We start from the raw sequence: 14662 nt of genomic DNA, 5'->3' as shown, positions 1-14662 counted from the left end.
GTGCAGCGTAACCTTGCGGCTCCCTTTGGAGGGGTATCCCTGGCCCAGGACGACGTTATGGCTTTTGGGCCAGCCAGGAGAAACGCTGCTTCAGGCGCAGCTCCAGCTGCGCCTCGTAGAGCGACAGGGGCGCCACCAGGCTGTCCAGGCCTTCCAGGGCCCCCAGCTGCTCCCGGCGGAAACTGGTGCCGTTGCCCCGGAAGCCGGCGATCACGGGCTGGGGAATCTTCCACCAGACATCCTCCGCGGGCCAGAACTGGAAATCTTTTACCGGGGCGTTGGTCTGGGTATAATTCCAGAAAACCAGGCCCTTCATGTGGTTGGGCATGTTCTCGATGGCGCCCCCTCCCCTGTTCCGCATCAGGCCGCCGGTAACGTTGTCCAGCAGCGTATTGCGGGGCTGGCTGGCATGGGATTCGAAACAGGTGGTGGCCGGATAGGTGCAGCGCCACAGCACCGTGTTGACGGCGCCATGCGAGGCGCCGAAGGAATGCCATTGCGAAGCCTCGTCAGTTAAGCGGGCCAGCAGCACGTTCGTGGAATGATTGGACATAATGGCCTGGTGGCCCGCATTGCCGGTGATGCGGCAGTCCAGCACGGTAACGTTGGCGCTCTGGCCCACCACGGCGGCATTGGTGCAATCGGTGAACCGGCAGTTGCGCATCCACGAATGGGTGCAGCGCGACAGGCTGAGCAGGTTAAACCCGCTGTCGTCCTTCCAGGAACGGTGATGCACAAACGATTCTTTCCAGTTGCCCACGAAGGCGATATCCTCGATGCCCACTTCACCGGCCTGGGCGAATTTGTACACGCTCCACCGGTAGCGCGGATCGACGGGATACGCCAGGGGGGCGTGCAGCCGGATCCTTCCCTTACCCACCTGCACCACCTGGTAGTACATACACACATCCACGCCTTTTTTCACCAGGTACGACCAGGAGGTGTCGGCCCGGTGGGGAGCGAGTTCTTCCTGCAGCAGCGCAGGCGCGTTGTCGAGCAGCTTCAGGGCCACCCAATCGCCCTCCTGCAATTTTTCCGTGGCGCCCAGGGCGATCTCAAAGGCGCCCACGGCCGCCGGCCGGGTCACCTCCCCGATCCGCTGGTCGCTGCCATTGGCGGTAAAGGTGAACATCGGCGGTCCCGTCCACATATTTTTGGGATGGGCCGGCAGCAGGGCATGGCGCATGAACAGCTCCGTGCCGCCGGGCCCCGAACCGCTGCCGCGGAAAACGATGTTGCCGCCTTTGGACAGAATACCGCCGGTGGCGGCGCTGTCCTCGTTGACCAGGAAGCGCCCTTTGGGGAAAAACACGATCCCCGAGCCCCGCTCATTCGCCGCCCGGATGGCCGCCTGTATCGCCTCGCGGTCGGATAGCGAATCGTCGGGCAGGGCCCCGAAATCCGTTACGTCGAACACCGGGTAGCCCTTCACCCGGGGCAGGGCCTTTTCGCCGTAGTGGTAGCCGGCATAGGAAAAATCGGGCAGCACCGACCGGGTCTTGTCTTGCTGATAGTCTGCGAACAGCCGGGAGGCCGGTGCCTGCTGGCCCCAAACAGGGGCGGTACCCGCGCCCAGCGCCAGGAAGGGGGCCAGAAGCCTGGTAAATAGTTTCATACGACAAAGAAAGTTAACGGAAATAATGTGGAAGGATCCGTGCCGGAACAGCCGCCGCCTACCGGGCGTTGCGGTACCGCAGGAGGGCTTCCAGGAAATAATAGTCGGCATACACCAGGGGCACGTCGATCTCCTGGTTGTGGGGGAAGGAGCCCACCGAATGTTTCAGCAAAAAGCCCGCGTTGGTGCCGGGAGCGGCCAGGTAGGCCGGCGAGCTTAACGACCGCAGGCTGGCCACGGCAAAATCGTAGTATGCCTTTCCCTTGCGGCCCAGGTATCCGCTCAGCTCAAACAGGGCCGAGCTGACGATGGCCGCCGCCGAGGCATCGCGGGGCGTATAGGCCCGCTTGCGGGCGGCGTACGCCCAGTCGGGAGTATAGCCCGGCTGGTCCACGTTGAAATCCCAGTAGGGCACCTTGTCGGCGGGCAGGTTCGGGTGGTGGATGTAAAAGTCCGCCATTTTGCGGGCCGCCTCCAGGAACTTTTTGTCGCCGGTCTCGCGGTAGGTCATGGTATAGCCGTAGATGGCCCAGGCCTGGCCGCGCGCCCAGGTGGAGTTGTCGGAATAACCCTGGCAGGTTTGCCGGTGCAGCACCTGGCCGGTGAGGGTATCGTAGTTCACCACGTGGTACGAGCTGTAGTCGGGGCGGAAGTGGTTTTTGAGGGTGGTTTCGGCATGGGTGACGGCCGCCTGGCGGTACCGCGGGTCGCCGGTCACCTTCGAGGCAAAGAACAGCAGCTCCAGGTTCATCATGTTGTCGATGATCACCGGGAAGTGCCACATCGACCGGCCGTCCCACGACAGGCGGGAGTTCCAGGACTCGATGCAGCCCACGCGGGGGTTGAAGCGGCTGAGGAGCGATCGGGCCGACTGCACCAGCACGTCCTTATAGGCAGGCTTTTGCAGCAGCCGGTAGGCGTTGCCGTAGCTGCAGTACATCATAAAGCCCAGGTCGTGGTGGCTGGTATTGAATTTATTGGCCTCCAGGCTTTCGGTCCATTTCACCGCTTCCCCCTCCCAGCTTTTGTTGCCGGTGTACTGGTACAGGTACCACAGGTTGCCGGGCCAGAAGCCGCCCGTCCAGTCGGATATGGGCACGTGCTTCAGCACGCCTTCGGGGGTAGTGGTGCGGGGATAGCGGGCCAGGTCTTTTGACTGCTCCAATACGGCAGCATACTGTTTTTCGGCCACCCGGAACACCTCCCCGATGAATTTCTTGTCTTCTTTCTTTTCTTCCGCTTTACCGGTAAAGGCCGTGGAAACATAGAACAGGGCCGGCAGCAGCAGGCCGGACAACAAACGGAGGGAACGTCGCATATTGTTTTTTTGGAGGGGAATAAATAAGGATTTGGGGTAAGTGCTCCGGCAAAACTGCAGTGATTTAGCGGGCTCCGGGGGGAACATTCTTCTGCATTTAGGGGCAATTTCTTTTTCAGGAATAGGCGGCAGCCTGCCGTTAGAATGGATAGCGGATGCAGGGCATGGCCCTCCCCCAAAAAACCCCTGGTGGAAACCAGGGGCTGCTTGCTGAATGAAACTGAATCGAAAAAAGTGGCGCCCACGCCCGGTCAATTCAGCAGGGTGACGAGCAGGGGCTGCTGCAGGGCCGCACGTTTTTGCTGCAAATAAAGTTGCCAGGATTCGAAGCTTTGGATACCGCCTTCCTTATCCCAGGCGGCGCCCTGGAAATAGGTAAAGGGCCGGTCTTTCGTATAGGTGGTGGTCAGCACCGCGTGCCCCGTATGCTGGTAGTGGTCCGCTTCCGCCAGCGGCAGCTGCCGCGGTGTGCAGGCCCCGGGAACGATAGCCCCGGCCATGAGCACGCCATGCGCCGGATCGGCGGGATGGCGGTAGGCCAGCAGGCCGCTCTCCTTCCCCACCACGTCGCTCCAGGGGGCGCCCTGCCCGGGCAGCTGGGCGATGCCCACCGCCACGGGCAAGGAAGCGGCCTTCGTTTTATACGCTACTTCCACTTTGTTCAGGTAGCTGCCGGCATCCAGGGTGATGGTCTTCACCTCGCTGATGGTGTGGCCTCCGGCTTTCCAGGGGGCATAATGCAGCTGGAAGGTGGTGCGCAGCGGGCCGTTGTCCAGGACCTTACAGGAAATAAAGTTTTGGGAAGGCGCTAACTGGTTTTGAACCAGGGGGGCGATGCCGCCGGCGCCCAGGGTCTTGCCCACCCCGTAGAAATCCAGGCCTTCGCCTTGGTCCTTGTGGTAGTCGTCCGCTTGGTACCACCTGTTGATCACCAGCTCGCGGGTGCGCTTGGCCCAGACGTCGATGCCGCTGCTGACCTCGCCCGAAGCCTGCAGGGCCGGGCCGTACATGCGGAAGGCCACCTTGTCGTTCTCCCAGGCGAAATCGTCCTTGCGCTCGGGCACCAGGCGCCCGAAGGTGCGGGGCCGGTAAGCCTCATGCTCCCGCGCCTCGATAAAAAACCAGGCCCTGCCGCCGCCGCCCAGGCCGCCGGGGAACACCAGCGCCCGGGGCGCTTTGGCCCCCTTGTACACCAGCTGGGAGGGCAGTTCCTTGCCTGTCCGCACATCGATCACCACGGCTTTCCGGGGATCCACCCCGGCGGCGCGGATCTTCGCTATGGGCAATTCGATCAGTTCTTCGGCCCGGTCCAGCGCGGTGGGGTTGCGGGCCTCCACTTTCAGCGGCGCCTTTTCCCGTTGCACCATCATCCGGTACAGCTCGGTTCCGGCCAGCAGGTAAGCGCCCACGCCGTACACTTCGGTATCCTCGAAGGTCACCTTTTCGGGCGCAGCGCCCGGCACCTGCACGAATCCCAGTTTGCCGTCGGGATGCACGCAGGCGTTCAGGGCTTCCCAGCCTTTGCGGATGACGGGGAAATAGGTCGCGTAGTCCAGCAGGCCGTGGTTGACGCCCCAACTGAAGGCATAGACGAAAAAGGCGGTGCCGCTGGTTTCCTTCACGGGATAACTGGCCGGGTCGAGCAGGCTGGCGTGCCAGGTGCCGTCGGGCTGCTGCAGCGCAGCGAGGCGCCGGGCCAGCTGGCCGAACAGCTTTTCGTATTTCGGGCGGTCGGGGTAGTTAGCCTGCATGTTGTCCAGCATGCGGGTGGTGGCGGCGATCACCCAGCCGTTGCCGCGTCCCCAGAAGACTTTCCGGCCGTTCTTTTCCTTTTGGGTAAAAAAGCGGCTGTCGCGGAAGAACAGCTGTTCGGAGGGATCGTAGAGATAATCGGCGGTGCGCCACCACAGCTTATTGGCAATGTCGAGGTACCGGCGCTCACCGGTGGCGGTGGCCAGGCAGGCCAGCATGGGCGGGCCCATGTACAGGGCGTCGCACCAGGCCCATTCGCGGTTGTGCAGGCCGCCGGCAAAGTTCCATTCCAGCGACTCGGTATGCGGCCGGGCGATGAGGTCGTTGCCGATGGCCATCATTTCGCGGATCATGGCGGAGTCCCGGAACAGCTGGAACAGCTCGGCATAGGTCTGGCCGATGCAGTAGTCGTCGGCGAAGAAGCGCTCGGGACCTCCTTTCCAGTGGTTGTCCTCGCCCACCTGTTTGAGGAACTGCAGGTGCTTGCTTTCACGCGACAGGCGCGCCCAGGCCATTTCACCGGTATAATAGGCGGCGTTGGTCCAGTCCGTGGACGGGTACTTCCATTCTTTGGAGGCCTGCAGCACCTTCAACTGCCAGTCGGCCACCTTTTGGGTTTGGGTAAAAACTTCTTTGGGGGCTATCGGGGCCTGGGCGTAGGCGCCCTGAATGCAGGCGGCGGCCAGCAGTCCCCGGATCAATGATTTTTTCATCTTGCAGCATACGAATGAGTGAAACAAATATTTAGGGGGCGGCCGGCCCGGGGCCTGCGGGCCAGGAAGCGGAGGAGCCGGCCAGCCCGTTTTGCGGAAGGGCGACGTCCCGGCTTTCGTCACTGCCGGAACGGTTGTCCTTCACCGTGATCTTTACCGAAGCTTCCCGCTGCGTGGGGTCGGCCACCTGCAGGCTGCGTTCGCCGGAACGGGTATTTTTCACCAGCAGCACGCAGGGCTTGTCGACCGTAACCTCCAGGGTGGGGGTACGCACCGAACCGGGCCGGTAGAACACGGCCTGCAGCATATCCAGCTGCTGGTGGTACACCGCCTGCACACCGGGGGTATTGGCCAGCACCTGCAGCAACGAGGCATCGAATGCCCGCAGCTTCCGGGCGCTGGAAATGCCGGGCAGCACGATATAGGCATAGTCCGCGTTGGCCGGCCGGGCGCCGTGGTCGAGCCACAGCTTGAAGACATCGCCCTTTACGGTTTCCTTTGGCTGCGCGCGGTTGATGCGCTGCCAGCTGCCTTCCTGGCTGCCGGTGGTGAGCCGTAGCTGCCCGCCCTGCGGGAAATAATACCCGGTGCCGTCGTGCAGCACCCAGGAGGCACCCTTTATCAAACCGCCGAAGGCAGCGGAAGTGGCGACTTCGCCGTTCCGCCAGCACTGGTTGACCGTGGTGGTGATGGGTTCCGGGGCGGGGCTGCTGATGCCGGCGCCCAGGCAGACCACTTCCTTGTCGAAGAGGAACCAGGCTTTTTTCGCCGTTACGCTGTCGTGGTCCAGCTCGAAGCCGGTGGCCCCGTAGACGCCGTCCGAAACGCCGCCCGCAAAGGCGGTGCTGCCCGGTTCGCCCCAGGCGGTGCCGGTAGGCCGGTCGGCGGCATAATCGCGCATGGTGATGCCCGGTACCTTGTCCCACTCCCATACGGGCAGGATGTTGAAATATTCGCCGCCCCTTCCCTGGATGTTGGTGGAGCCGTCGGAAAGGTAGCGGCCCAGGAGGTTTTCGTCGTTGCCGGCTTCCGTGCGGCGGGTGCGGGTGCTGGCCAGCCGGATGTTGAACGAATAAGCCGGGCGCTGGTGCAGGGTGTAGTCGCCGCACCAGAAATGCCGGTGGTAGGGTTGTATTTTGTAACCGGGCAGGGTGGCGCCGCCGGTGCGAAGGGCGGCCGCTTTCCAGTCGCGGGCATGGGTGCGGTCGAGCGCCGCCATCAGCTCCAGGCGGGCTTTTTCGCCCTTTTTGTGCAGGATGCCCTTGCGGCTGATGCCGCGGCCTTCCACGTTAAAGTCGATGTAGCCGCCCCGGATGGTGCGCAGGTAGGTTTCCCGGTAATAGCGCGAAAGGAGCTCCAGCTTGGGGGCGTCCAGCGCATAGGGCGTTCCTTTGACATAGTTGGCCATGGGCAGCACGCCGTCGAGGAATACACCGCCGTAGCTGGAAATATGGAGCTGGGGGCCGTGCTGCAGGTAGCTATCATCCGGCTGGATACCTTCTTTTTGATAATGAATGCCGATGACCGAGAACAGCTGGTCCACCGCTTCTTTCAGCAGGACGTTGTTTTCGGTGAGCAGGGCGCGGTAAAAGCAATGCAGGGCCACGTCGGTCTTATTGGCGCCGGTTTGTTTCCGCATGTCGCCCCGGTTCATCCGCCGCAGCAGCGAATCCTGCAGGCCGGCGGGCAGCGGCTGGCGGCCGCCCCGCAGCTGGATCAGCAGCTCGCCCAGGGCCTGGGGGGTGGCGATCTCGTTGTGCCACCAGTTGTGGCTTTGCGGGTCTTTCTGGAACCAGCAGGCCAGCCCCTTTGCGATAGCGGCATGGAGTTCCTGCTGCCGGGCCCCGTTGCCGGTTCCCGCCAGGTAGTGGGCCGCCAGCACCCGCAGGCGGGCCAGGTGTTCCGCCGGCTTCCAGTTCACTCCCGACGAATCCCCGTAGGCCACGTCGGTCCAGCTGCCGTCGGGCTGCTGGCTGTACAGCCAGCCGTCCACCCGGCTGTCGCCGGCAGCGGGCGACAGCAGCACCTGCCGCCTTACCCGGTTCATGAGGGTATCGTAGGGATAGGCTTGTGCCCCGGCGGCCAGGGGCAGCAGCGCCCCCAGCGAGCAAACGGCCGCCAGCCACCATTGTTGTTTTCTTCTGCCTGGTTTCATGGTAAGGGTTCTGGGATTATTTCACGGTAATGGTCAGGCTGCGGGTAACCGATTCACCCTTTTCTATATTGGCATTGGACGCCACGAATACGGCCGGGTAGGCACCGGGCTTCGCATAGTTGTAAAGGTAGTTGGGTTTGAAATCCGCCATCGACTTCACCACTACCCCTGCGTCCGGCGTTACTTTTTTCAGGTCTACCGGTCCGGTGATGGCCCAGGCCTCGGCCGGGGCGGTGGCGGCGGCGGCGGTGGCGGCGCCGGTGATGGTCATGCTGGCGGCGGCCAGGGCCCAGTTGTAGCTGTTGGCGACGGTTTTGCCCGCCCAGCCCGGCATCGTGCCGGTATTGCCGTAATTCACTACCGTGGTCAGTGTAGGCATCGAATCGATGGCGAAGGAAGAACCGTCCGCCAGGTTGTTGCGGAGCGACAGGCTGGTCAGCGTCCACTTGTTCTGGATGGAACCGGCGTCGGCCTTGTATTTAAAGGCGATGTACACCGGCTTGCCCGCGGCCGCGAATTCCGACAGGTCGATGTTGCCCGAAGAGACGGCCGTGCCATTCGCAGCCAGGGTGGCCCGGTTGGTGATGTCGGTCCAGGTGGCGGCCGCCAGGGCCGCGGGATCGGAGGTGGCGTTCACGCCGCCGGCGAAGTCCGTGGACACCAGCAGGGCCAGCGACCCGGGCTGCGCCCCGGCATTCAGGGCCGACTTGAAGTTCAGCACCGGCGTACCGGCGGCCTGCACCCGGTCTTTGAAGGCGTAGTTCCTGCCCGGCTCGCCCGAGAAAAAAGTGAGGTAGTCGGGGTTGCCCGAAAAGGTAAAGTTGGTGGTGCTGCCGGCATTGTAGGAGGCACTGTCGGCGGCCACTTCAAAGGAAAGGGATTTCAGCTCCATTTGTTTGGCACAGGACGCCAGGCCCAGGGAAACCAGTGTAGCTGCAACAAGTATAGGGTTGATGCGCATAAAAGTTGTATTGATCGTGAATCGTTATTCTGAAGGAGGATGGAGGCTGATTACCAGCCCGGGTTTTGGATCATTGCTTTGTTCAGGGCCATTTCACTGGAGGGGATGGGGAACAACAGGTGCTTTTGGGATATGTTCCGTCCGCCAAGGGCGCCATAAGCGCTGCCGCCGCCGTTGGTGGCCATATCGGCCCCGGTGGCATTCATCACCTGCACCAGCTTGCCCCAGCGCACCAGGTCCTGGCGGCGCAGGCTCTCGAAGCAAAGCTCGCGGGCGCGTTCGTCCTCGATGGCCTGCTGGAACTGGTCTTTCGTCAGGCCGGCCGCCAGGTCGGCGGTGGCGCTGGCGGTGCCCAGGGGCAGCCCGTAGGCCCGCCGCCGCACCTGGTTGACGGCTTCATAGGCCTCGGCGGAAGGGCCGTTATTGGCCTGGTTGTCGGCCTCGGCCAGCATCAGCAGCACGTCGGAATAGCGCAGGATGGGGTAATTGATGGGCGAATGGTTCTGGTTCTTGGGCTTCACCACCTCAAAGGAACGGCGCCACTTGGCGGCATCGCGGCCATAGGCATTGGTGCCGGCGGCAATGGGCACCCGGGCGCCGGTGGTGGCGTTGTAGGTGTAGGTGGTCAGCACCCAGTCGCGGCGCAGGTCGCCGGCGCCGTACAGGTTATACAGCTTGCCGGTGCCTTTGATGAACCCGTAGCTGTAGCCGGTATCCGCCATGAAGGTGGTGGAGGTCATGGTAATGCCGATGGTATTGCCCACGCGGCCGGTTTCGGTATAGCCGTCGGTGCGGTTGCCCTTGAAGTCGGCTTCCCACATGCTTTCCTTCACCTCGTACACGTCGCGGGCATGGTTGATGAAGATCTGGCTGTAGGCGCTGTTGGTCAGGCTGGCGTCAAAGCTGGTCAGCAGGGCGTGTTCCCCCGACTCCTTTACTTTTTTTGCCCAGGCCAGGGCGTCGGCATACTTGCTTTTATCCTGCAGGGGATAACCGGCCATATGGAGGCATACCCTTGCCAGCACGCCCTGCACCACGGTCTTCGACACGCGGCTGGCGTAGCCGATGGCCGAGGAGGGGGCCACCTTGCCTTCGGCCTCGGTCATATCCTTCAGGATCTGGTCATACACCTCTTTTACCGAGGCGCGCGCCTGGGAAGGGTTCTCGGGCGTGGTGGTGGGCGTCAGCCGCAGCGGCACGCCGCCGAAATAAGTAGCCAGCAGGAAGTAGTAGTAGCCGCGGAGGAACTGGGCTTCGCCCACGATCGCCTGGCGCTTCTTATCCTCCATTTTGGCCAGGTGGCTGTTGGCCAGCAGGTTGTTGGCCCGGTCGATGCCCCGGTAACAATCGGCCCAGAGGCCCCGGACGCGGTCGTTGGTAAAATCGAAGTTGTTGACCATGATGCCGGTGGTGGTCCCGGAACGGGCATAAAACCCTTCGTCGGTGCTGGCGCCGATCTCGGAAAACAGGTAATCGCCGTACAGGTAGGCCGAGCCGATGATATCGTACACGCCGGCCAGGGCGCCGGTCAGCTTGGTTTCGGAATCGTAATAGTCCTGGGTGGTCAGGGTATCGGTGGGCTCCGTGTTCAGGAACTTCTGGCAACCGGTATAACCCAGGGCCGAGGCCACCAGCAGGGATATGTAAAGAGAACGTTTCATGTTGTCAAATGGTTTTTATGGATTAGAAGGAAAGGTTTACGCCCAGGGTGGTGGTGCGGGCCCGGGGATAGGTAGAGAAGTCGAAGCCGGGGGTGAGGGCCGAATTATACGCGTTCACTTCGGGGTCCATGCCGGAATAGTTCGTCCAGGTCAGCAGGTTCTGCGCCGACACATAGGCCCGCAGGGACTTTATTTTCGCGTGCTTCAGGATCTTAGGCGCTACGTTGTACCCCAGGGACACGGTTTTCAGGCGCAGGTAGGAGCCGTCCTCCACAATGAAGGAAGAATAGCCGCCGCCGTAATACCCTTTGGTCCGGAAAATAGTGGATTGGGTGTTTTCGGGCGTCCAGCGGTGGGCATAGGAGGCGAACTGGTTCATGTTGGCCCGGGCCATGGCGTTGCCGTCGAACATAAGGCGGTTGGCGTTGTACAGGTCATTGCCGTACGACCACTGGAAGAACACGTTCAGGTCAAAGCCCTTGTAGGAAAAGTTGTTGGTGAAGCCGCCGGTATGCACGGGCAGGCCGCGGCCGATGACGGTATAGTCGGAGGCATTCACCACGCCGTCACCCGTAAGATCGCGGTACCGGATGTCGCCGGGCTGGATCAGGTTGCGGGTATTGCCGTTGGTGGGTACGTTGTCCTTCAGGATATAGCCGCCCGAGGCCGTGCGGTCGAAATCGGCGTACTGGTACACGCCGTCCCAGATGTAGCCGTACATCAGGCCCATGGGCATGCCCAGCTTGGCAATATAAGCCGAAGTGTTCTGCCAGCCCTGGTCCCAGGCAACGGTACTTTTCAGGGATTCTTCATTTTCCGCCAGGGCCAGCACCTTGCTGCGGTTAAAGGAAATGTTGAAGCCGGTGTTCCACGAGAAATCGCGGCCCGTGACGTTGACGGTCCCCAGGGTCAGCTCCAGGCCCCGGTTCTGCACGCTGCCGATATTTTTATATGCCTTGTCGTAACCCACCGAAGGGGGCAGGGAGGCATAGAGCAGCAGGTCGACGGTCTTTTTCTGGTAGGCGTCCACCCCCAGGGTCAGCCGCTGGTTGAAAAAGCCCAGGTCGAGGCCGAGGTTGGCCTGTTGGGTGGTTTCCCACTTCAGGTTTTTGTTGCCCAGTCCCGTCGGCACGATGCCGGCGACGTAGCTGTTGTTGAAGACATAGTTGTTGCCGATGGGCAGGCCAAAGGCCGTCAGGTAGGAGAAGTCGCCCACGCGGTTGTTGCCGGTATGGCCGTAGCTCAGGCGCAGCTTGCCGTCACTCAGCACGTCCAGGTTTTTCAAAAAATCTTCGCTCTTAAACCGCCACGACAGGGCCGCGGAGGGGAAAAAGCTCCAGTGGTGGGCTTCGCTGAACCGGGAGGAGCCGTCGGCGCGGAAGGAGGCCGTCAGCAGGTATTTGGATTTGTAGGAATAGTTCATCCGGCCCAGGAAGGAGGACATGGAAGAGAGCGAACTGGTAGCGGTCAGGGGCTGGAGCACGCCTTCGTCCAGTCCGCTAATGCCCAGCTTTTCGTTCGGCAGCTGGATGGCCGACATGCCGTAGCGCGAAGATTTATCACCCTGGAGCGTAAAGCCGCCCAGGAGGTTGAGGCTATGGTCGTTGATCTTCGTATCCCAGGCCAGGGTATTCTCGTTCAGCCAGGAGGAGGACTGCTGGAAGGTCAGCGAGCCGTTGACGCCGTTGGGCTGCCGCAGGTTGCCGTACTGGGTGAGGGAGTTGTTGAATTGCTCCTGGCGCAACTGGTTGTCCATGTAGCCGCCGGTCACGCGCAATTTCAGGCGGGGCAGGATGAGGTATTCCGCGTAGGCGTTGGCGGTCAGGTTGCGGGTAATGTTGTCCCGCACCAGGTTTTTCAGGTTCACGGCGGGGTTCACGCGGTAATCGTTGGCGGGGTCGATGCTGGGGTCGAACAGCAGGTCTTCCATGCCGCTGGTCACGTTGGGCGAAACGGGCCGTCCGCCCCAAACCGATACCATGATGTTGTTCATGGCCGAATAGGAGGTCTGGGAGGGGCTGACGCCGGACTGCACCAGGTTGCTGAAGTTGGTGTTGATGCCGACCTTCAGCCGGGTGTTAATGTTCTGGTCGAGCACGATCCGGCCCTGGTAGCGTTTGTAGCCCGAGTTGACCAGGGTGCCCTGCTGGTCGAGCAGGGAGCCGGAAAGGGCGTATTTGGTCTGCTTGTTGCCGCCGGTGATGGAGAGGTTGTAATTGGACATGGGCGCCTGCCGCAGCACCAGTTCCTGCCAGTCGATTTCCTTGGCCTGCCGGTATTCTTCCAGGGATTTGCCGTTGGCCAGGTACACCTGCCGGGGGCTGGGGTACATGCTGTTGGACACGGCGGTGGTATCGACCTCGAGCTGGTACTTGACAAACTCGTATGGGCTCATCATCTCCATGGTCCGGATGTTGTTCTGCAGGCCGTACGTGCCGGTAAAAGAAACCACCGGGGGGCCTTCCTTTCCTTTTTTGGTGGTGATGAGGATGACGCCGTTGGCGCCGCGGGCGCCGAAGATGGCGGTGGCGGAGGCGTCCTTCAGCACTTCGATGGATTCAATATCGCTGGGGTTGATCGCGTTGCTGTTGGGATTTTCCACCTGGAAACCGTCGATGACGTAGAGCGGTGCGTTGCTCGAGGTCAGGGAGTTGGCGCCCCGGATGACGATATTGGTGGCCGAGCCCGGCTGCCCGTCGGAGGAGGTCACCTGCACGCCCGCCACCCTGCCGGCCAGCGCCTCGTCGAAGGAGCGCACGGGGGCCTTGCTCATTTCGGCCATGTTGATCTTGCCCACGGAGCCGGTCACGTCCTTGCGCTTCACGGTGCCGTAACCGACCACCACCACTTCTTCCGCTTCCGTGACCTTTTCCTGGAGCGCCACGTTAATGGTAAAGTTGTTGCCGGCGGAAATTTCCCGCTGGCCGTAGCCCGAGGAGGAAAAGACAAGGAACACGCCCTTGCCGGTTACCGGCAGGATGTATACCCCTTTTTCGTTGGTGGTGGTACCGGCGGTGCCGCCTTTGACGGTCACCGACACGCCCTGCAGGGGCTCCCCGTTGGGGCCGGTCACCTTCCCACTGATCGTGGTCTTCTGAGCGGCGCCCACAAGGCTGCCAAAGACCATCATCGAAGCAAGCAATCTTCTTTTCATGTAATCTGGATTGTGTAGTTTTTTAGTTGAAACCGTTTGTCCCCAGGCAAAAGGACCCCGTGCCTGTCCCCGGGAGAACAGGCGGCCTGTTTGATTTTTTAAGGAACTAAGGGAAATTGGCCCTGCCTGATGGCTGCTCCTCCTTACGTTCCGCCCGGGAAACCATGGGTGATCTCCCGAAGTAAAAGTGCCAAGAACTCAGCAATTTCAAGGGAGACAATCGTATCTGTTTAGGGGGAAAAATAGCTGAAGGGGCCATTAGGAAAACAGCCCTGTTTCTTTAGCGGCCCCTTCCGCTTCCGGCTGCTTTGCCGCCAGGGCCTGTTCCCATTTCCAGGCCGAGCGGATCATGTCGGGGAGCTGGTGCCCCGCCTGCCAGCCCAGCACCTGGCGGGCCCGTTGCGTATCGGCGTAAACGGCGGCGGCATCGCCCGGGCGGCGGGGCCCGATGCGGTAGTTCAGCGGCCGGCCGGCGCACTGCTCAAACGCCCGGATCACCTCCAGCACCGTCGTGCCCCTGCCGGTACCGATATTGAACACCTCATTGCCGGCGGGGCCGCTGCCTTCCAGCAGGCGCTCGCAGGCCCGTACGTGGGCGCGGGCCAGGTCCACCACGTGGATGTAGTCGCGGAGGCAGGAGCCGTCGGCGGTGTCGTAGTCTGCGCCATGCACCGTCAGTTGCGGCAACTTGCCGATGCCGGTCTGGGTCACGTAGGGAAACAGGTTGTTGGGAATGCCGCGGGGCAGCTCGCCGATCAGCGCCGAGGGGTGCGCCCCCACCGGGTTGAAATAACGCAGTGAGATGGAGCGGATGCCGCCGGCGGCGCACACCTTTTCCAGCACCTCCTCTCCCATCTGCTTGGTGCTGCCATAGGCCGACAGGGCCGGGCGGAAGGGTGAAGTCTCGGTGAGGGGCAGCGCGCCGGGCTGGCCGTAAACCGTGGCGGAGGAAGAAAAGATCAGCTTCGAGGTGCCGCCGGCCTCCATGGCCTCCAGCACGCCGAGCAGCGAACCAAGGTTGTTGCGGAAATAGTTCAGGGGCTGCGCCACCGACTCGCCCACCGACTTGTGGGCCGCGAAATGGATCACCACTTCGGGGCGGTGCCGCTGGAAAATGCGGCGCAGCGTAGCGGCATCGCCGGCATCGGCCCGGTAAAAAACGGGGCGCACCGACGTGATCGCTTCGATCCGGTCCAATATAAATGCCTCGGAATTGCTCAGGTTGTCCACGATCACCACGGTACTGCCTTTCTGCTGCAATTCCACCACGGTATGGGAGCCGATGTAGCCCAGGCCCCCGGTGACCATAACGGTTTGCTCTTTCATGTTTTTT

The 14662-nt window shown here is 62.0% G+C and carries 8 protein-coding genes; all 8 read right to left on the bottom strand.

The features are described from left to right. Window positions 1–55 precede the first annotated feature (55 nt). The 8 genes from V9K67_RS00160 to galE all read right to left on the bottom strand — a co-directional run bounded on the left by V9K67_RS00160 (window position 56) and on the right by galE (window position 14655). Window positions 56–1615, bottom strand: coding sequence for a DUF4955 domain-containing protein (locus tag V9K67_RS00160; RefSeq protein WP_336719189.1), 1560 nt, complete (start codon window positions 1613–1615; stop codon window positions 56–58). 58 nt (window positions 1616–1673) lie between these two features. Continuing rightward, complete coding sequence (locus V9K67_RS00155; RefSeq protein ID WP_336719187.1) at window positions 1674–2933, bottom strand: glycoside hydrolase family 88 protein; 1260 nt, start codon at window positions 2931–2933, stop codon at window positions 1674–1676. Window positions 2934–3184: 251 nt separating this feature from the next. Next, entirely contained in the window at window positions 3185–5398 is a 2214-nt protein-coding gene (locus tag V9K67_RS00150; RefSeq protein ID WP_336719185.1) for a BT3233 family polysaccharide utilization protein, read from the bottom strand. A 31-nt stretch (window positions 5399–5429) separates the two neighbouring features. Further along, the gene (locus V9K67_RS00145; RefSeq protein WP_336719184.1) at window positions 5430–7553 is read right to left on the bottom strand and encodes a polysaccharide lyase 8 family protein; all 2124 of its coding nucleotides are present in this window, start codon (window positions 7551–7553) and stop codon (window positions 5430–5432) included. Between the two features lie 16 nt (window positions 7554–7569). Further along, the gene (locus V9K67_RS00140) at window positions 7570–8514 is read right to left on the bottom strand and encodes a DUF5017 domain-containing protein (RefSeq protein WP_336719183.1); all 945 of its coding nucleotides are present in this window, start codon (window positions 8512–8514) and stop codon (window positions 7570–7572) included. Window positions 8515–8564: 50 nt separating this feature from the next. Then, complete coding sequence (locus V9K67_RS00135; protein WP_336719181.1) at window positions 8565–10175, bottom strand: RagB/SusD family nutrient uptake outer membrane protein; 1611 nt, start codon at window positions 10173–10175, stop codon at window positions 8565–8567. A 22-nt stretch (window positions 10176–10197) separates the two neighbouring features. Then, window positions 10198–13329: a SusC/RagA family TonB-linked outer membrane protein gene (locus V9K67_RS00130; RefSeq protein WP_336719178.1), complete on the bottom strand. Its 3132-nt coding sequence runs from the start codon at window positions 13327–13329 to the stop codon at window positions 10198–10200. Between the two features lie 258 nt (window positions 13330–13587). Then, the gene (gene galE / locus V9K67_RS00125; RefSeq protein WP_336719177.1) at window positions 13588–14655 is read right to left on the bottom strand and encodes a UDP-glucose 4-epimerase GalE; all 1068 of its coding nucleotides are present in this window, start codon (window positions 14653–14655) and stop codon (window positions 13588–13590) included. Window positions 14656–14662 lie beyond the last annotated feature (7 nt).

Source organism: Huijunlia imazamoxiresistens, from assembly GCF_037132455.1.
Taxonomy (GTDB): Bacteria; Bacteroidota; Bacteroidia; order Chitinophagales; family Chitinophagaceae; genus Flavisolibacter; species Flavisolibacter imazamoxiresistens.
The sequence above is the reverse complement of the archived record's forward strand: the minus strand, read 5'-3'. Positions and strand labels throughout refer to the sequence as shown.